The sequence below is a fragment of the Clostridium subterminale genome, from assembly GCF_039521425.1.
GTDB lineage: Bacteria > Bacillota > Clostridia > Clostridiales > Clostridiaceae > Clostridium_J > Clostridium_J subterminale.
In genome coordinates, this window is the sequence record NZ_BAAACI010000001.1 from 402,098 (window position 1) to 422,101 (window position 20,004).

The 20,004-nt window shown below is 29.9% G+C and carries 14 protein-coding genes; 4 read left to right on the forward strand and 10 right to left on the reverse strand.

Features of this window, described 5'->3' with window-relative positions:
* Positions 1-331 precede the first annotated feature (331 nt).
* Positions 332-1,381, forward strand: a complete 1,050-nt coding sequence (locus ABDZ93_RS02150) for a carbamoyl phosphate synthase small subunit (protein WP_343824501.1) — start codon at positions 332-334, stop codon at positions 1,379-1,381.
* Between the two features lie 46 nt (positions 1,382-1,427).
* The gene (carB, locus tag ABDZ93_RS02155; RefSeq protein ID WP_343823207.1) at positions 1,428-4,643 is read left to right on the forward strand and encodes a carbamoyl-phosphate synthase large subunit; all 3,216 of its coding nucleotides are present in this window, start codon (positions 1,428-1,430) and stop codon (positions 4,641-4,643) included.
* Between the two features lie 157 nt (positions 4,644-4,800).
* Here the strand turns inward: carB and ABDZ93_RS02160 are convergent, their stop codons facing one another.
* The 5 genes from ABDZ93_RS02160 to ABDZ93_RS02180 form a co-directional block, all read right to left on the reverse strand.
* Entirely contained in the window at positions 4,801-5,838 is a 1,038-nt protein-coding gene (locus tag ABDZ93_RS02160; RefSeq protein ID WP_343823209.1) for a pyruvate kinase, read from the reverse strand.
* Between the two features lie 396 nt (positions 5,839-6,234).
* Positions 6,235-7,074 (reverse strand): DUF975 family protein, encoded by an 840-nt coding sequence (locus ABDZ93_RS02165; protein ID WP_343823210.1) that lies wholly within the window; start codon positions 7,072-7,074, stop codon positions 6,235-6,237.
* Positions 7,075-7,229: 155 nt separating this feature from the next.
* Positions 7,230-8,033 (reverse strand): XdhC family protein, encoded by an 804-nt coding sequence (locus tag ABDZ93_RS02170; protein WP_343823211.1) that lies wholly within the window; start codon positions 8,031-8,033, stop codon positions 7,230-7,232.
* A 13-nt stretch (positions 8,034-8,046) separates the two neighbouring features.
* Positions 8,047-9,066 carry a molybdopterin-binding protein gene (locus ABDZ93_RS02175; RefSeq protein WP_343823212.1) on the reverse strand — a complete coding sequence of 340 codons (1,020 nt, stop codon included), beginning with the start codon at positions 9,064-9,066 and terminating at the stop codon, positions 8,047-8,049.
* Between the two features lie 105 nt (positions 9,067-9,171).
* Positions 9,172-10,452: a uracil-xanthine permease family protein gene (locus ABDZ93_RS02180; RefSeq protein WP_343823213.1), complete on the reverse strand. Its 1,281-nt coding sequence runs from the start codon at positions 10,450-10,452 to the stop codon at positions 9,172-9,174.
* Between the two features lie 392 nt (positions 10,453-10,844).
* On the opposite strand from ABDZ93_RS02180, the gene ABDZ93_RS02185 reads away from it, so the two are divergent.
* Both ABDZ93_RS02185 and ABDZ93_RS02190 read left to right on the forward strand, forming a co-directional pair.
* A complete protein-coding gene (locus ABDZ93_RS02185; RefSeq protein ID WP_343823214.1) occupies positions 10,845-12,038 on the forward strand; it encodes an aminotransferase-like domain-containing protein in 1,194 nt (397 codons plus the stop codon).
* A gap of 85 nt (positions 12,039-12,123) precedes the next feature.
* Positions 12,124-13,320, forward strand: coding sequence for a pyridoxal phosphate-dependent aminotransferase (locus tag ABDZ93_RS02190; RefSeq protein WP_343823216.1), 1,197 nt, complete (start codon positions 12,124-12,126; stop codon positions 13,318-13,320).
* 97 nt (positions 13,321-13,417) lie between these two features.
* On the opposite strand, the gene ABDZ93_RS02195 is transcribed toward ABDZ93_RS02190, so the two are convergent.
* The 5 genes from ABDZ93_RS02195 to gdhA form a co-directional block, all read right to left on the reverse strand.
* Entirely contained in the window at positions 13,418-14,281 is an 864-nt protein-coding gene (locus tag ABDZ93_RS02195; RefSeq protein ID WP_343823218.1) for a GNAT family N-acetyltransferase, read from the reverse strand.
* Between the two features lie 131 nt (positions 14,282-14,412).
* Positions 14,413-16,332: a bifunctional 4-hydroxy-3-methylbut-2-enyl diphosphate reductase/30S ribosomal protein S1 gene (locus tag ABDZ93_RS02200; protein WP_343823220.1), complete on the reverse strand. Its 1,920-nt coding sequence runs from the start codon at positions 16,330-16,332 to the stop codon at positions 14,413-14,415.
* Positions 16,333-16,390: 58 nt separating this feature from the next.
* Complete coding sequence (cmk, locus tag ABDZ93_RS02205; protein ID WP_343823221.1) at positions 16,391-17,053, reverse strand: (d)CMP kinase; 663 nt, start codon at positions 17,051-17,053, stop codon at positions 16,391-16,393.
* A gap of 94 nt (positions 17,054-17,147) precedes the next feature.
* Positions 17,148-18,365: a BaiN/RdsA family NAD(P)/FAD-dependent oxidoreductase gene (locus ABDZ93_RS02210; protein WP_343823223.1), complete on the reverse strand. Its 1,218-nt coding sequence runs from the start codon at positions 18,363-18,365 to the stop codon at positions 17,148-17,150.
* Between the two features lie 239 nt (positions 18,366-18,604).
* Positions 18,605-19,957, reverse strand: coding sequence for an NADP-specific glutamate dehydrogenase (gdhA, locus tag ABDZ93_RS02215; RefSeq protein ID WP_343823224.1), 1,353 nt, complete (start codon positions 19,955-19,957; stop codon positions 18,605-18,607).
* Positions 19,958-20,004: the final 47 nt, after the last annotated feature.

Here is a 20,004-nt window from a genome sequence, read left to right on the forward strand (position 1 = left end):
TCACCTCCCGAATTTATTGTTAGTAATTTTATTAGATTTATTCATCAAATATTTGCTTTAAAAATTATTAGAAATTATTTTTTATATTAATAAATTTATTTTATTATTGACATTTTAAAAAGTTTTTTATAAAATCAAAAGGACAAATCTACTTTTAAGTTGGTCCAGAGAGGCCAAGAAGGGAGACAGGAATAATGGCTAGAAGTATAATTATTTTAAAGAGAAACCCATAGGATGATAAATTGAGCAACTTATAATTTGCTTTGTTTGTTGTCCTTTTTGTTGTACATTAATTATTTTGATTGGAGGGTTTTTCTTGAAAACAAAAAATATTGAAGCAAAACTTATATTAGAAAACGGAATGGAATTCAGAGGTAAAGCCTTTGGATACATTGATGACACTGTGGGAGAAGTAGTGTTTAATACATCTATGACTGGGTATCAAGAAACTCTTACAGATCCATCTTATTATGGTCAAATTGTAACAATGACTTATCCCTTAATTGGAAATTATGGAATTAATTTAGAGGATTTAGAATCTTCTTCTCCAAAAATTAAGGGGTTTATTGTAAGAGAAAAATCTAATAATCCTTCAAACTTCAGATGTGAGATGGAATTAGATGGCTACCTTATAGAGAACAAAATCTTGGGACTAGAAGGTATTGATACAAGGGCTCTTACTAAAATCTTAAGAGATTACGGATCCATGAAGGGTTATATAACAACTAAAAACTTATCTTTAGAAGATATAAATGATAAGTTAGAAAAATTTGAAAATGATGATGCTGTATATAAAGTATCTACTGATGAAGCATATGAGATACCAGGCAGTGGACCTCACGTTGCTGTTATGGATTTTGGAGTTAAATCAAATATCTTAAGAAACTTTAAAGAAAGAAACTGCAGACTAACTGTATTTCCAGCTACCTCAAAGGCTGAAGAAATACTCTCTTCAAACCCAGACCTAATATTCTTATCTAATGGTCCTGGAGACCCTATGAAACTAGATAATATAGTTGAAGAAGTAAAAAAATTAGCAACTGTAAAACCTACTTGCGGTATTTGTCTTGGACATCAACTTTTAGCTTGGGCCTTTGGCGGAGAAACTAGTAAACTTAAGTTTGGTCATAGAGGATCTAATCACCCAGTAAAAGATGTTATATCAAATAAAGTATACATAACTAGTCAAAACCATGGCTACTATGTTTCTAAGTTACCTATTGATATGGAGGTCACTCATATTAGTGTTAATGATGGCACCCTAGAAGGTATGATGCATAAAGAATTACCAATAGCAAGTGTACAATATCATCCTGAAGCATCACCAGGGCCTAAAGAAAATAACGTTATATTTGATAATTTTTTAACCTTAATAAAATAAATTACATTAAGAAAGACAGTGAGCTTTCATGTAGGAGGAATAATCAATGAGTAAAAGAAATGAAATAAAAAAAGTATTAATAATAGGATCTGGTCCAATAGTAATAGGGCAATCAGCTGAGTTCGACTATTCTGGAACCCAGGCTTGTAGAGCACTTATGGAAGAAGGAATAGAAACCATACTAATAAACTCTAACCCTGCAACTATAATGACTGACAAAGAAGTCGCAAATAAAATATATATAGAGCCATTAACTACTGAGTTTATTGAGAAAATTATAGTAAAAGAAAAACCTGACAGCATTTTATCTGGTATGGGTGGACAAACAGGTCTAAACCTAACAATAGAACTTGAAGAAAAAGGTATATTGGATAAATATGGAGTTAAAATCATAGGAACTTCGGTAGAGTCTATAAAAAAAGGTGAAGACAGAGATTTATTTAAGGCATTAATGGAAAAAATCAATGAGCCAGTTATTGAGTCAGACATAGTTAATGATGTAGATACTGGAATTAACTTTGCAAAAAAGATTGGCTACCCTGTAATTGTAAGACCAGCCTATACCCTAGGTGGTACCGGAGGTGGTATTGCCGATACTGAAGAAGAGCTAATTACCATATTAGAAAGCGGTCTTTATCTTAGTCCTGTAAATCAAGTGCTTATAGAAAAAAGTATTAAGGGATGGAAAGAAGTTGAATATGAAGTTATGCGTGACTCTAAAGGAAATTGCATAACTGTATGTAATATGGAAAACATAGACCCTGTTGGTGTTCATACAGGAGATTCCATAGTTGTTGCTCCTTCTCAAACCCTTTCTGATAAAGAATATCAAATGCTTAGAACTTCAGCCTTGAGAATCATAGATGAAGTAGGAATTATTGGAGGATGTAATGTCCAGTTTGCTTTAAATCCTAATAGTTTTGAGTATGCCGTAATTGAGATAAACCCTAGAGTTTCTCGTTCATCTGCCCTTGCATCAAAGGCTACAGGATATCCCATAGCAAAGGTAGCTGCAAAAATTGGCCTTGGATATACCCTAGATGAAATTGTAAACTCCGTTACTGGTAAAACAATGGCTTCCTTTGAGCCAGCTCTTGATTATGTAGTTGTAAAAATACCAAAATGGCCTTTTGATAAATTTAAAAATGCCAATAAATCCTTAGGAACTAAAATGATGGCAACAGGAGAAATCATGGCTATTGGATCTAATTTTGAGGCTGCCTTCCTTAAAGGAATTCGCTCCTTAGAAATAGGAAAATATGTGTTAGAGCATAAACCATCTCAAGAAAAAACTTTATCGCAGCTAAAAAGTAGCGTAATGGTGCCAGATGATGAAAGAATCTTTGATCTAGCTGAAATGCTTAGAAGAAAATATCTAGTAGAGAAGTTATCACAAGTTACCGGAATAGATACTTTCTTTATAAATAAATTAAAATGGATAGTAGAACAAGAAGAATTCTTAAAAACTGCTAAATTAGAAGATTTAAATAAAGATTACCTAAAATTGTTAAAGAAGAAGGGTTTTTCAGACAAAGGTATTGCAGACTTAATGAATATTAGCCCTATAGAATTATATACCCTTAGAAAACTGTATAACATTATGCCAACCTATAAGATGGTAGATACTTGTGCTGGAGAGTTCGATGCCATATCACCATACTACTATTCAACCTACGAAGAATTTGATGAAGTAGTAGTATCTGATAAAATAAAAGTAATGGTTATAGGTTCAGGTCCTATTAGAATCGGACAAGGAATAGAGTTTGATTACTGCTCTGTTCATGCTGTTAGAGCTCTTAAGAAAAAAGGTATTGAGACTATAATTGTAAATAATAACCCAGAAACTGTATCTACGGATTTTGATATATCGGATAAACTTTACTTTGAACCACTAACTGAAGAAGATGTACTTAATATAATCAATAAGGAAAGGCCTAAAGGTGTAATTCTTCAATTTGGTGGTCAAACTGCTATAAAATTATCTAAATTTCTAAGAGAAAATGGAATTAAGATTTTAGGTACGGATGCTGACGGAATAGATAGAGCCGAAGATAGAGAAAGATTTGATGCTATGCTTGAAGAGCTTAAAATTAATAGACCTAAAGGAATAGCTGTATGGAATCTTGAGGAAGGAGTTGTTGGTGCTGAAAACCTTGGATATCCTGTCCTTGTCAGACCTTCTTATGTATTAGGTGGACAAGGTATGGAAATCACTTATAGGGAGAAAGAACTTAAGAAGTATTTAGAGAATTCCTTTAAAAGAGATCATAAAAACCCTGTTTTAATTGATAGATATTTAGTTGGTAGAGAAATTGAAGTTGATGCCATCTGTGATGGTAAAAATATATTAATCCCAGGAATTATGGAGCATCTTGAAAAAGCAGGAGTTCACTCTGGAGATTCTATAAGCATCTATCCTTCTCAAAATATATCGGACAAATCTAAAAGAACCATCTTTGAATATACAAAGAGGATTGCTTTAGAACTTAAAGTTCTTGGTATGATAAATATTCAGTTCATTGAGTTTGAAGGAGAAATTTATATCATAGAAGTTAACCCTAGAGCTTCTCGTACTGTTCCATATATAAGCAAGGTTACTAATGTACCTATAGTTGAATTAGCTACTCGTGCTATGCTTGGAGAATCTCTTGAAGATATGGGATATAAAGAACAAATATGTCCTGAACCAAACTTTGTCACTGTAAAAGTACCTATATTCTCTACAGAAAAACTTCCAAAGGTTGAAGTAAGTCTTGGACCTGAAATGAGGTCAACTGGAGAAGTTCTTGGCGTAGGACATACCTTTGATGAAGCCATGATGAAGGGGTTCTTGGCTGCTAAAAGACCTATTTTAAAGTCTGGAGACAACTTACTTGCAACTATAAATAATAGTGACAAAGATGAATTCTTAATGTTAGCTAAGGAAATGAACTTACTTGGCTGTAAGATAGTAGCCACAGAAGGAACTGCTACAATGCTTCAAAACGAAGGAATAAATGCAAATATAGTTAATAAAATTGGTGAAGGAAAACCTGATATAGTAGATTCTATAAGAAATAAATCTATAAATATGATAGTTAATACACCAACTAGAGGCAATGACTCTCAGCGTGACGGCTTTAAGCTTAGAAGAACAGCTGTAGAATCAGGAGTTTCATTGATGACTTCTCTAGATACCTTAAGAGCCATGGTAACAGTAATGAAACGAGGATTGAAAGTTAAAGATTTAGATATATTTAACTTAGGAAAACAGTTTGTATAAATTTAATTTAATATATTTAAAAGCAATAGACTTCTATTAGTCTATTGCTTTTACTCTACATTTCAAATAAATATAAGTACTTATTAGTTACACATGAACAAACCATTAAATCCTCCACAATGAAGTGTTTGATTTTATATATCCACCTTAATTATTTCTATTCGTTAAGATAACTATATTTATCTATAAATTCTTTAGCAAATCTTATAACATGGAGAGGATTCTTACCTACTCCAACTTCCCCAGCTAACATAATTCCATCTACCTTATTTTTAATAAAATTATATAAATCATCCAACTCTGGAATTTTAGGATTTAATGAACTTCTCATGGAATCTAGCACATAGGTTGCTATTATAAGCTCCTTCTTTTTAGATTTCATCTTTTCTACTATTTCATCCTGTACAAAGGGAATTTCCATTATATTTAATTCCGAAAATAAATCTCCCCTCCCTAGCATAATTCCATCCACTGATTTTAAAATAGAATCAAAATTAAGAATTCCTTCTTTACACTCTATTTTAGCCCAAATTTTAGGTATAATAATTTGTGGATTATACTTCTTTACTTTTTTTATATATTCCTTTAATTCTAGAATATCAGATTCTCTCGTAACATAGGAAAGGCATATTGTATCTACTCCATTTAAAAGTCCAAATTCAATATCCTTTTTATCCTTCATGGTTAAAGTCATGCCTGATCTATCCATTCCTGGGGCATTTAACCCCTTTTCACCTCTAACCATACCACCTAAAACAACTTCTGCCTTTATTGCCTCTTTATCTTTAAGCTTTCCTATAACATTAAATTCCATCGTCCCATCCTTCATAAGGATTTTTTTACATTTAGAAAGCCAAGAAAATTGTCCTTGAAAAGAAATTGGAATTAATGTATTCTTTCCACTATGTCTAAGATTTTCTTTAAAAAATTCTTCACTACAAAAATATACGGTTTCTCCAAGATTAACTCTTAATTGGCCATTAAATAAATTAGAAACTCTAATTTTATTGCCTTGCAAATCTTGAATAATAGAAATCTGAGGATACTTTTCCTTCATATACTTTATTTGATTCTTAGCTGTTTCATATTCTATATGAGAAAAATTCAATCTCATAGAATCCATTCCTGAATTTATAAATTTGTCTAAATCACTTAAGGTCTTAACATTAGGACCTATTGAACATACTATCTTCATTTCATCACCTAATCATTTATTTATATTTATACAATATAGTTTATTAATGTATTTTTTCTTAAATTTAATCTATTATTAATCTATCATCTTTATTCATAACAAACAATAGTATTTCCATACAACCTTTAATTTTTAAGTAATATTTTTCAAGTTTATCATTAGTTCATTAAGTTAAATTTGAATTAAACATTAAAAATCCAAAGGAATACTTTGGATTTTTAAATTGATATATACCTTATTTAATTGTACAAATAAAAAAATAAACTCTTGCAAAACCGCATAAATAGAACAAATAGTTAACTAGTTTTATATATAAATATTTATATATTTCCATAGGTAAAATATTTTATTCTAATCAATATATTAAATGATGACTTAAATAAGCTCCATATACCATTAACTTAACGAATTTATTTCATCGTATATAGGTTTATTATCATATCCAGATATTTCATTAAAGAAATTTAAAGATGTTGTATTTATATATGGTCCTAGCCATAGAAAGCCAATTGCTGCAATTAAAGGTAATATTGTAATGAGAGTTTCATTAAATGAAAAAGCTGCAATAATAGCTACAACTATAACTGGTACAATACATAAAATCGCCCAACCTAAAAAGCTAAGATATAGTACAAATAAACTCCATACATTTCCTTTCATTAATTTAAAACTTTCTTTTATACACTGAATAACACCCTTACTATTATCTTCACATACTAAAATCACTGATGGGAACAAATATAAACCCAAAATAATTATTGGTATACATAAAACTAACGTAACCAGAACAATAACTGCTACCATGCCTTCAAATGATGGAATTGGATTACCTGATAAAGATCCCATAATTATCTTGTTACCATACTGAATTGCTATAAACCCTACAACTATACCAATAATAATTATTATTGGTATGTACATTAAGATTATTAAAAGCTGTATACCCATACCTTTCCCCCAGGTTTTCCATGGAATAAGTATATCGGAAAATTCAACTTTTTTACCTCTAGAAATTTTTAAATAAAAAGAATTAATCATAATTGCTATGCTAAAGCTTATTATTAAGCTTATAACTGCTATTAGAACGGACGGTCCTATATTATCTTTAAAACTTTCAGAACCATAGCTTATAACTCCCTCTATTATACACACTATTAATGTTATTAATACTGGTATTTTCCACTGCCCCCTTAATTGTTCTTTTGATTTACTTTTTAAAGCTTTTCGATTTACCATTCTTTTCCCCCTTAAAACACCTTTCTATTTATATACTAATAAAATATAGTATTACCTATCTTAATTTATTAACAAGTAACATAATACCCTATATTATTAAAATATTATTAACATAGTAATTATATTACAATAATACAAGATAAAATTTTATATGTCTATATTATTGGAATTTTTTTATGGGCAAGCACCCCATTATTTGTAATTAACGATATTTCTGCCATTATGGCCAATGCTATATCCTCTGGTCTTTCACCACCTAATTCTATACCAATAGGTGCATATACTTTATTCAACAAGCCTTTGCTAAGTCCTTCATCTAATAATTTAGAAATAGTTTTTTTTACCTTTACTTTACTTCCTATCATACCAATATAATTTGCTTCAGTATCTATAACAGTTTTTAAAGCTTCATAGTCATGGGAATGTCCCCTTGTTATAATCACTATACTGCATTGATTATTTATAGGATATTTTTTTAAATTTTCTTTAATATCTCCTAGTAAAAGTTCATCAGCTAATTTAAATCTTTCCTCATTACAATATTCTTCTCTATCCTCAAAAACTACAATATCATACCCTAATATATTAGCTATAAAATGTAGTGGTAATGCAATATGACCTCCACCTACTATAATAAGTTTACGTTTAGGCATTAGTACTTTTATATATACCTCAATTTTTCCTCCACAAACCATATTAAGTTTTTTATTAGATTCATTTAAATTATATTCATATCTACCACTTTTTTGTGTTTTTATAGCTTCTATGCTAGATTTTATAATTTCATCTTCAATTTTACCTCCACCTATAGTACCAATTATAGTACCATCTCTTAGTACTCCCATCATAGTCCCTTCTCCTCTAGGTGAAGACCCACAAGCCTTAGTAATTATAGAAAGTGCTACAAAATTTCCATTCTTTATTTGATCATTTACTTCTTCAAGTAAAGTAATACTCATATAAAATACCTCCCTATTTACCAAATGGACAAATTGGATAATGACATATATTGCACTTTAAGCATAACCCACCATGTGACAACTCACTTATTTCTCTTTTGTTAATTTTATCATTTGACATTATTCTAGGAAGTAAAATATCAAATATAGTTATTTTAGAAAACATTCCACAAGCGGGAATTCCTACTAAAGTTATATCATCGCTATATGCTAACATAAACATGGCTCCTGGTATCACTGGAGATCCATAGGTGATTACCTCTGAAGCAGTTTTTTCAATGGCTACAGGCGTTAAGTCATCTGCATCTACCGACATACCACCACTACATATTATTAAACTGCATCCTCTAGATCTAAATTTCTCTATAGCATTTTTTATTTTTTCTAAGTCATCTGGAACAAATATGACATCTTCAACCATAGCTTTGTAATTACTAACCTTTTCCTTAAGGATTGGAGCAAATTTATCAGTGATAATGCCTTTATAAACTTCCGTACCTGTAATAACTATTCCTACTTTTTGAACTATAAAAGGTTTTATGTCTATAATTCCTGATACATTTCTTAATAAATCCTTTACTTGATTAATATATCTTTTTTCTACAACTAGAGGTGTTACTTTTGTAGCAGAAACAATAGTATCCTTTAGTACAACAGTGTTATTGTGTAATGTGCTTACTACAATATCTTTAATATAATTAATTTCATATAACAGATTAGTGTTAATTTTTAAAAGTCCATCTCTTGCAGCTAGAATATTTACTTTGCCTTCATTAGGTAATTTAAAATAGGTATTTTTTCCTCCTATTGCTTGTCCTAACTCTAAAGCAGCCTGGTCTTCATGGAGTATTTCTGAATTCATTTCAATAGTATAAATATGATTTTTCCCTATAGCTTTTAGTTCTTCTATATCCCTAGCTTCTATTATATGTCCTTTTTTAAAAGCGGCACCCTTGAATTCTCCTTGTACTATCTTAGTTAAATCATGGGCCACTATCATACCAATAGCATCTTCCACTTTTACTTTTTTCATTGTCACACCCCCATGTTACATTTTATTACATTATATCACCGCATGTAAAAAAATACCACCTAATACATAACTTTCGTATTAGGTGATATTTTAATAAGTATATAATTAAGCTACCTTTTCTTTTTCACTTTTAAAGTTAAATATAATGTTTAGTGTAACCCCTATAATTGCTGCTAAGCTGACACCTGTTATTTTAACAGAGGCACCAACTGGAATTCCAATTGATATACCAGTATATTTTTCTAAATTAGTAGTACCAAGTCCAATGATTATTATGGTAGCTATAACTAAAATGTTTTTCCAATCAAAAGTTACATCCCCATTTTTAATAGTTTTAAATCCTATTAAAGAAATCATTCCAAACAACATGATACTAATTCCACCCATAACAGCGCTAGGTATAGATAAAAGTAATCCTCCTAATTTAGCTACAAAACCTAGGATGATAGCAAATATTGCTGTAATTCTTATTATTGATGGATCATAGTTCTTTGTTAATGCTAAAACTCCAGTATTTTCTCCATAAGTTGTATTGGCTGGCCCTCCAATAAATGCAGAAAACATAGTTGCAAGTCCATCTCCTAATAAAGTTCTATTAAGACCAGGATCTTCAATGAAGTTTTTACCAACTACTTGTCCATTTGTAGTAATATCACCAACATGCTCCATTAGTACTGCTAACACCACTGGTGCAATTACGAGTATAGATGCCATATCAAATTTAGGTAATGTAAAGCTAGGTACAGCTAAAAATGCTGCTTGAGATATTGTACTAGTATCTACAATATTCATAATTAATGAAAGTATATACCCAAAGGATACTGCAATAAGTATAGCTAATTGTTTTGAAAATCCTTTTCCAAAGAAGTTAATAGATAATGCTATAGCTAAAGTTATACCTGCTATAAGGAAATTTTCACTAGCCATTCCTATAGCTGTAGGTACAAGATTTAACCCTATAACTATTATCATGGGTCCGACAACTTGAGCTGGAAGGAATTTTTTTATAGTAGATACACCAATTTTCTTAACTATTAATGAAATTATTACATAAATAAATCCTGCAACTAACAATCCACCTTGTGCATATGCTAAATCTCCACCATTTAAATTTCCTGCAGCTATTATTACTGGTATAAATGCGAAGGAAGATCCAAGAAATACTGGAACTTTTCCTTTTGTACAAAGGTGGAATATTAAAGTACCACATCCTGCGGCAACAAGAGCAACTGAAGGATCAAGACCTGTAAGTACAGGTACTAGAACCGTCGCACCAAACATAGCAATTAAGTGCTGCATAGCAAGCACCATTCTTTTAATTTCCTCTCTAATAGTTCTCTTTGCCAAAGTTTCTTCTGCTTCTTTTTTTAATGTTATTTCTGACATATGAAGCCTCCTTAATATTTTTAATATTAGGAGAAATTTCTTTCTCCCCTTTCAGTATCTCGGTACTGATTAAAAGGTATATAAATAAAAAAACTTCTTACTTTCGCAAGAAGTTATATACAGAAATATAGTATAATCCCATAATTATATGTACCTTCTTGCCAGCCTCTCTGGACTGATTTAAAGAAATATTTTATTTTTTACTTTATTCTTTTTATCATTATACTACTTATAAACTTAAATAACAAGTATTTTTTATATTTATTTTATTACTCTTTCTACTATTATATTAAAATATCTTGAAAAAACATCTAAATAAGTTATAATAAAATCATAGTACATAAGATGAATAGTATAATTAATTTTAAAACGCAATTATGGGGGGTATATATATGAATATACGTTACGCAAAAAGGACTTCAAATTTAAAAGCGTCTGAAATAAGAGAACTTTTAAAATTGACTGAAAAGCCTGAAATTATTTCTTTTGCAGGTGGATTACCCGCTCCTGAATTATTTCCGTTAGATAAATTAAACGAAGTAACATCAGTGGTTATAAAAGAAAAAGGTCAAGCAGCTCTACAGTATGCTTCTACTGATGGTTATATTCCTTTAAGAGAAATAATTGTAAAAGAAAGAATATCACCTACAGGAGTAAAGTGTGACATTTCAAATGTTATGCTAACAAATGGTTCTCAGCAGGGTTTAGAGTTTTCTGCAAAGCTTTTCATAAATGAAGAAGATACTATTGCATGTGAGAGTCCAAGCTATCTTGGAGCTTTAAATGCATTTATGGCTTATGGTCCTAAATTCTTAGAAATACCAATGGATGAAAATGGTATGATTGTAGAGAAATTAGAAAAAGCTTTAGAAGACGGAAACCACAATATAAAAATGATTTATACTATTCCAGATTTTCAAAATCCAAGTGGAATTACAATGAATATTGAGAGAAGAAAACGCTTATGTGAACTAGCTGCTAAGTATGAAATACCTTTAATTGAAGATAGTCCGTATGGAGAATTACGATTTGAGGGAGAAAGTCTTCCTTCAATTAAATCCTTTGATAGAGCAGGTTATGTAATTAATCTAGGCACTTTTTCTAAAACTTTCTGCCCTGGACTAAGACTTGGATGGATATTAGCAGAAGAAGAAATAATTAAAAAGTATATTTTAATTAAGCAAGGCGCAGACTTACAATGTAATACTTTTGCTCAGGTTGTCGCAGGAGAATACATGAAAACTTACAGTTTAGATGATCATATAAAGAGCATAATTGAAGTTTATAGAGTTAGACGTGATTTAATGATAGATAGTATGAAAAAATATTTCCCTAAAGATGTTAAATACACTTATCCTTCAGGAGGGTTGTTTACTTGGGTTGAATTAAGAAAAGATTTAGATTCTGCTTCTATTATGGAAGATGCTCTTAAAGAAAATGTAGCCTATGTACCTGGTGCTTCTTTCTTCCCTAATGGTGGCAAGAAAAATTTCTTTAGATTAAATTACTCTAACATGCCAGAAGATAAAATCGTAGAAGGAATTAAAAGATTAGGTAAAGTTCTTCATAAATATTATGCAAAATAGAAACAATAAATACTTTATACACTAGTACAATAATGAAAATAAATAAACTTAAATATTTATTCATATAATTTTAGGAGGAGTTAAAATGGAATTTTCAAAAAGAATACTGGCTATGGGATATTCACCTATCAGAAAACTAGCACCATATGGAGCTGAAGCTACACGTAAAGGAGTAAAAATATATCATCTAAATATTGGTCAACCTGATATTGAAACTCCAAAGGAATTTATTGAAGGAGTTAATAACTATAAAGATAATGTGCTTAAATACGCCCAATCTCAAGGAATAGATGAAGCAATTAATAGTTTTATTAAATATTACAAAGAGTGGAATATAGATTTTGAATCTAATGAAATTCTCATTACCAATGGTGGTTCTGAGGCTATTTCTTTAGCATTAACAGCAATCTGTGATGTAGACGACGAAGTAATTATACCAGAACCTTTCTATACAAATTATGCAGGATTTGCACAAGGAGCAGGCGTAAAAGTAGTACCTTTTATAACTAAAGCTGAAGAGGGATTCCATCTACCAGCAAAAGAGGTTATAAAATCTAAAATAACTTGTAAAACAAAAGCAATCATGGTTTCTAACCCTGGAAATCCAACAGGAGTTGTTTATACAGAAGATGAAATAAGAATGCTTGCTGATATATGTAAAGAAAATAACCTATTCCTTATAGCAGATGAAGTATATAGAGAATTTGTTTATGATGGATTAAAATACACTTCTGCTCTTTATATGGAAGATATTAAAGATAGAGTAATTTTAATAGATAGTATATCTAAACGCTATAGTGCATGTGGTGCAAGAATTGGTTTAGTAGCTTCTAAGAATAAAGAACTTATAAGTCAAATTATGAAGATGTGTCAAGTTAGACTATGCGTTCCAACTATAGAACAATTAGCAGCAGCAAATCTAATCAATACCCCTAAAGAATATTTTATTAACGTTAAAAAAGAATATGAAGCTAGAAGAAATATTATGTTTGAAAAACTTTCAAACATGCCAGGTGTTATATGTAAAAAACCTACTGGAGCATTTTATATAGTAGCAAAACTTCCAATAAAAAGTGGTGAAGATTTTGCAAAATGGTTACTTACAGACTATAATTATAACAATAAAACTGTTATGGTTGCTCCTGCAGAAGGTTTCTATGCAACAGAAGATCTTGGTATGGACGAAATAAGATTATCTTATTGCTTAAATACTGAAGCTTTAGCTGATGCAATGGATATATTAGAAAGAGCTTTAGCTGAATATGTTAAACTTGAAAAATAAGTATTAGAAAAAAAGAAATTAAGTTTCACAACTTAATTTCTTTTTATTATAATTATTATTCATAATAATTATAATGTATACTCCTAATTTCATCATATTAAAATGAATCTATATTATCTTTCTTATATTCATAGTAAGTATCAATTGTTTTAAATCCTTCACATATATATAAATTTACAGCTTCCATATTTTTTTTATCACATTTAAGGTATATTTTCTTACTACCAAGATCATGAGCTAAATTTATTATATATTTAAGCAGCTTTTTTCCATAACCTTTGCCTCTATATTCTGGTAAAACTCCAAAATTAGCTATATAAATCTTTGCATCCTTTTTTATTAATTGTCCATACCCTATATAAACCCCTCTGCACTTTATAAAAATACATCCTTCTGGAATATAATAATTTTGATATTTTTCATATATAATATCGTCTTCATTTATAGACTGTCTATTAGCTGAATCAAAAACTATATTCTGAATTAAACACCTATATTTTTCATCTTTGCCATCTTTAAAAGTTGTAAAAGAAATATTCTCATCAATATTAAGTTCTTCATAGGAACTTATTTCTCTTCCCATTTCAATAATAGCTCTTTCTATACTAAATCCTAGATCAATTAATAAATTTGCATTCAAGTTATTGTTTTCACTAATAATAATTGAATTGCAGCTATCGAAAAACCTAAATACTTCTTTATAATACTCAAAAGTACTATATTCAGGAATAAACTTTATACAGTGTATTTTATATACTTGATATTGAAGTTTACTATACCATAAAAAACCTATATATTTTTGTTCAGATTTTATATACTTTATATTTTTTCCCAAAAGAAGTTTTTTAAATATGTTCTTATTTGTACATATATCTATAAGTTCTTCTTTATACTCATTAGTAATATTAAATTCATTTATAAAATTTAAATTTGAATTATTTATTGTTTCTAATCTATACATAAATTCATCTACCTCATACTTTTTGAATCTATATATATATTATAATCCAAATTTAAATAATATAACCATTTTTAGTATATTTATTTTAAATATAAAAATAGAAGATACACTAGTGTATCTTCTAAAAATTTTTATGCTTCTACTTCTTTAATGCTAAGTCCAATTTTCTTTCCTTCAGCATCTACTTGAGTTATCACAGCTTTTATTGTTTCTCCGATTTTTAAAGCATCTTCAATTTTTTCAACTCTTTCATTAGAGATTTGAGAAATGTGTACTAATCCATCTATCCCTTCCTCTAACTCAACAAATGCTCCAAATGGTGCAAATCTTACTACTTTTCCAGCAACAACATTTCCTGTTGGATATTTTTCATTAATATTGTTCCATGGATTTTCACTTAACATTTTAACACTTAAAGCTAATTTGTTATTTTCTCTGTCCACTTCTAAAATACCAACTTTAATAACCTGACCAACTTTAAATAATTTTGATGGGTTATTAACTTTATTCCAAGACATTTCAGAACTGTGTAGTAAACCATCTATACCATTAATTTCTACAAAAGCTCCAAAAGCAGTTAATCTTTTAACTTCACCTTCAACTACCATACCCTTTTCTAAAGAAGCCCATGTAGTAGCTTTTTTAGCTTCATTATCTTTCTCTAATAGCTCTCTTCTTGAACCAACAATTTTAACTCTATTTCTTTCTCTAGAATACTCTATAAGTTTTATATCAAAATTTTGTCCTATATACTTAGTTAAATCATTAACTCTACTTAATTCTATATGAGATGCTGGTATAAATACTCTTTCTCCTTTAAATAATGCCACAAGTCCACCTTTTACTTCTTGTTTAACTTGAACATTTATTATCTCTCCATTGTCGAAGGCAGCCTTTAATACTTGTTGTTGTTCAGCTCTTAAAACTTCAGTTCTTGATAATACAACTAGTCCATCAGAATTTTTTCTATTTATTACTTTTGCCTTAATAACGTCTCCAACTTTAATTTGTTGATTTAAAGGAGTTTCATTATCTCTTGAATATTCTTCTGCTGTTAATATTGCCTCGGTTTTTGTACCTATAGTTAAATATGCTTCTTTTTCATTTACTTTAAACACTTCACCTTCTAAAATGCTACCTACAGATATGTTGCTAGTATCCTTAAAATATTTATCATAAAGGTCCATATCCTCTTGACTTATATCGTTTTGTTTTTTCATTTTACTAATAGCCTCCTCAATTACATACTCTGGAGTTGACGCCCCAGCAGTAATTCCAATTTTATTTATATTTTCATTCCCTATCATATTTAAAAGTGAAGAATCTACTTTTTCTACATGATAAGTATTTTCACAATTTTTTTTGCAAATTTCATAAAGCTTTGTAGTATTTGAACTATTGTACCCACCTAAAACTATCATTAAATCAACATCCTTAGAAAGTTTACTTGCGGATTCCTGTCTTTCTTCTGTAGCATTACAGATAGTATTAAAAGCTACTATTTCTTTAGCTAATGATATTATCCTGTTCAAAACCTTTTCCCAATTACTTTGCTTTTCTGTGGTTTGGGAAACTACACATACCTTACCCTTAATTGCATCTATATTTTCTCCATCTTTAGATATAATGGCTTTATCATTACACCATCCATTAATGCCTATGACCTCTGGATGCTTATCATCTCCAACAATAATTATATTATATCCTTTGTTGTAATACTCCTCAACCTTTTGTTGTATATTTCTCACATATGGACAAGTCCCATTCTCTATTATAACATTATTCCTTCTTAAATGGTCAAATACATTTTTACCAACACCATGAGATCTTATTACTACAACATCATTTTCTTTAAGATTATATGCTTCTTCAAGAGTTATAGAATAAATACCTTTTTCCTCTAAGCTTTTTACAACATCATTATTATGTATTAATGGTCCTAGTGTATATATATCTTTATCATATTTTTCTCTCAATCTTATTGTCTCTTCTACTGCTCTCTTTACACCAAAACAAAAACCTGCTTTATTCGCAAGAGTTACTTCAGACATATTATCCTCACCTCTAATACTATTTACTATAAAATAAATTAATTTAAATTAAACATGACTATTTATCTACATTTATTGATGATATATATTTAGATATGGTTTCTACTACTTCATTTATATCCATAGTAGAAGAATCAATCTCTATAGCATCTTCAGCTTTTCTTAAAGGATCCACTTCCCTATTTGAATCAATGTAATCTCTCTTTTTTATATCCTCTAATATATTATTATAATCTACTTTTACATTCTTGGCTATAAGCTCATCATACCTACGTTTAGCTCTTTCTTCTGCCCTAGCTGTCAAAAATATTTTAAAACTTGCATTTTTAAGTACTACTGTGCCTATATCCCTACCATCCATTATCACATTATAATTTTTTGCTATTTCTTGCTGCATTTCAACTAGTTTTTGTCTAACCTCTAGTATAGATGCATATCTCGATACATTATTCGTAACTTCAATACTTCTTAATTCATCAGTTACATCTATATCATTAACAATTAGATTCTCATTTTTAAAATACATCTTCAAAGTATCTATGAGTTCACATAACTCTTCCACTTGGCTAGGTTCAATACCCTTTCTCATTGCAAACAAAGTAACTGCTCTGTACATAGATCCAGTATTTATGTACATCAAATTATATTTTTCTCCTATTAATTTAGCTATAGTACTTTTTCCTGCTCCAGCAGGTCCATCAATAGCTATTGATATTTTCATAGTATCACTCCTCAGTTAGATAGTTACTGTCAATCTATAATTTTATAAGTATTTTAAAATTATAGATTTCTCAATAATAACTTTACTTGTATATTTATATCTTACTTCCTGCTATAAAACCTGTAGAAATAGCAATCTGCACATTATAGCCTCCAGTATAAGCATCTACATCTATTACTTCTCCAGCAAAACTCAGGTTAGAAATCACCTTAGATTTCATTGTCGAAGGATCAATTTCTTTTGTATCAATGCCCCCGGATGTAACTATTGCTTCATCTATAGACCTTAATCCTCTTACTTCCATTGTAAGATTTGAAATAAGATTTAAAAAATACCTACGTTGTTCTTTTGTAATACTATTCACCTTTTGATCTTCTGGTATTTTACTTAAGTTAATCATAATAGGAATTAATTTTTGTGGAAATAAATCATTTAGTGCATTTTTAAAGTCCTTATTATTATACTTTAAAAAATCCTTTTGTATTCTTAAATCTAACTCTTTTTCGCTAAGTGCAGGCTTAAGATTTAATACACTCTTGTACTTTTCACCTGGGTTTATTAAACTGCTTGCACTAAGACATAGTGGACCAGAAATTCCAAAGTGAGTAAATAGCATTTCGCCTTGCTCTTTAAAAATTATTTTATTATTGTTAGCCAACACTGTAAGTTGTACATTTCTTAGTGATAAACCTTGAAGATCTTTTACCCACGCTTCTTTAACTTCTATGGGTACTAAGGATGGTTTTATAGGCACTATATTATGACCTAACTTTTTACAAAATCTAAATCCATCACCACTAGATCCAGTTTGAGGATATGAAGCTCCACCAGTAGCTAAGATTACATTATCACATTCTATAGAATCATCATTATCAAGTACTAATGAAGTAATCCTATTATTTTTAATTTTTAAATCTTTTACAGCAACTCCAAGTTTAATTTCAATATTCTTCTCTACTAAAGCTTTTTCAAAGGCTTTTATAACATCTGAAGATTTATCTGATTTAGGAAAAACTCTATCTCCTCTTTCTACTTTAAGTTCAACTCCTCTTTCATTAAAAAACTTAATAGTATCCTCATTGGTAAAGGTATAAAGAGCGCTATATAGAAAATGAGGATTAGTTGGAATATAATCAAAAAATTCACTAATATCCTTAATATTAGTTACATTACATCTGCCTTTTCCAGTAATAAAAAGCTTTTTTCCGAGTTTATTATTTTTTTCTATTAATATGACCTTATTGCTTTTACTTGCTGCTATTGCAGCCATCATTCCAGCTGGACCTCCACCTACAACTACTACCTGTGCCAAAAAATCACCGTCTCTTCTACTTTATTTTAAACATATTCCTATATTATAATTTAATATAAAATTCCTAATTTTTCAATGAATTTATTTTGCTAATTAAATTTTTATGTTACCATTATTAATAAAGTTGAATTGAATTATACTAAATTTCATCTAAAACCAAAATCCTTGTTATATCACATGAAAAAGGAGAGAATTCAAAAATTCCCTCCTTTTAATATTAAAACTATTTTAATTTAATATTAAATATCTCCTTGAGCATGCATTGCTTCTGCAACTTTCATAAATCCAGCAATGTTAGCACCAGCAACTAGGTTATATCCAAATCCACATTGTTCAGCTGCTTCCATAGCATTTTTATGGATTGTTACCATAATTTGATGAAGTTTTTGATCAACCTCTTCAGCTGTCCAAGATATTCTCATACTGTTTTGTGCCATTTCCAATGCAGAAGTAGCAACTCCACCAGCATTAGCAGCTTTAGCAGGTCCAACTATTAATCCATTAGCTAAGAAGTATTCAACTGCTTCATTTGTACATGGCATATTTGCAGCTTCACATACAAATTTAACTCCATTTGCAACGATTTGTTTTGCATGTTCTATATGAATATCATTTTGAGTTGCACAAGGCATCATGATATCAGCTTTAACTCCCCATGGTTTTTGTCCTTGGAAGAATTCACATCCAAATTTATCAGCATAATCTTGAACTTTATCTCTTCCTGAATTTCTCATTTCTACTAGATAGTTAATTTTTTCTTGAGTAACTACTCCATCTTTGTCGTAGATGTAACCATCTGGTCCAGATAAAGTAACAACTTTACCACCTAAGTCAGCAACTTTTTGACATGCTCCCCAAGCAACGTTACCGAAACCTGAAACTGCAACTGTTTTTCCTTTGAAATCAGTTCCTTCATGTTTAAGCATTTCTTCACAGAAGTAAGCAACTCCAAATCCTGTTGCTTCCGGTCTTACTAAGCTTCCACCATAAGTTAAACCTTTTCCAGTTAAAACTCCATTTTCGAAAGCTCCTCTAATTCTTCTATATTGACCGTATAAGTATCCAATTTCTCTTCCACCTACACCGATATCTCCAGCTGGCACGTCCACATCTGGTCCGATATGTCTTTGTAATTCAGTCATAAATGCTTGACAGAATCTCATAATTTCAGCATCAGACTTACCTCTTGGGTCAAAGTCTGAACCACCTTTACCTCCACCTATTGGAAGTCCAGTTAATGCATTTTTAAGAATTTGTTCAAATCCTAGGAATTTGATAATTCCTAAGTAAACAGATGGATGGAATCTTAATCCACCTTTGTAAGGTCCTATAGCTCCATTAAATTGTACTCTAAATCCTCTATTTACTTGAGTTTTACCATTGTCATCTTTCCAAGATACTTTAAACATTATTTGTCTTTCAGGCTCACAGAATCTCTCTAATAGGTTAGACTCTACATATTCTGGGTGCTTGTCAAGTACAGGCCCTATAGAGTTTAAAACCTCTTCAACAGCTTGTATAAATTCTGGTTCAGCGCTGTTTCTTTTTTTCACGTTTTCTAATACTTGCTCAATATAAGCTTTAGTATCCATAGTATCAATACCTCCTAAAATTTAAACAAAATTATTTATATAATTTA

What these genes read in the sequence shown, in the direction of transcription:
- gdhA (WP_343823224.1), bottom strand. Translation starts at nt 19,957, where the DNA reads ATGGATACTAAAGCTTATATTGAGCAAGTATTAGAAAACGTGAAAAAA.
- ABDZ93_RS02200 (WP_343823220.1), bottom strand. Translation starts at nt 16,332, where the DNA reads ATGTCTGAAGTAACTCTTGCGAATAAAGCAGGTTTTTGTTTTGGTGTA.
- ABDZ93_RS02185 (WP_343823214.1), top strand. Translation starts at nt 10,845, where the DNA reads ATGAATATACGTTACGCAAAAAGGACTTCAAATTTAAAAGCGTCTGAA.
- ABDZ93_RS02195 (WP_343823218.1), bottom strand. Translation starts at nt 14,281, where the DNA reads ATGTATAGATTAGAAACAATAAATAATTCAAATTTAAATTTTATAAAT.
- ABDZ93_RS02175 (WP_343823212.1), bottom strand. Translation starts at nt 9,066, where the DNA reads ATGAAAAAAGTAAAAGTGGAAGATGCTATTGGTATGATAGTGGCCCAT.
- ABDZ93_RS02160 (WP_343823209.1), bottom strand. Translation starts at nt 5,838, where the DNA reads ATGAAGATAGTATGTTCAATAGGTCCTAATGTTAAGACCTTAAGTGAT.
- ABDZ93_RS02165 (WP_343823210.1), bottom strand. Translation starts at nt 7,074, where the DNA reads ATGGTAAATCGAAAAGCTTTAAAAAGTAAATCAAAAGAACAATTAAGG.
- ABDZ93_RS02180 (WP_343823213.1), bottom strand. Translation starts at nt 10,452, where the DNA reads ATGTCAGAAATAACATTAAAAAAAGAAGCAGAAGAAACTTTGGCAAAG.
- carB (WP_343823207.1), top strand. Translation starts at nt 1,428, where the DNA reads ATGAGTAAAAGAAATGAAATAAAAAAAGTATTAATAATAGGATCTGGT.
- cmk (WP_343823221.1), bottom strand. Translation starts at nt 17,053, where the DNA reads ATGAAAATATCAATAGCTATTGATGGACCTGCTGGAGCAGGAAAAAGT.
- ABDZ93_RS02170 (WP_343823211.1), bottom strand. Translation starts at nt 8,033, where the DNA reads ATGAGTATTACTTTACTTGAAGAAGTAAATGATCAAATAAAGAATGGA.
- ABDZ93_RS02190 (WP_343823216.1), top strand. Translation starts at nt 12,124, where the DNA reads ATGGAATTTTCAAAAAGAATACTGGCTATGGGATATTCACCTATCAGA.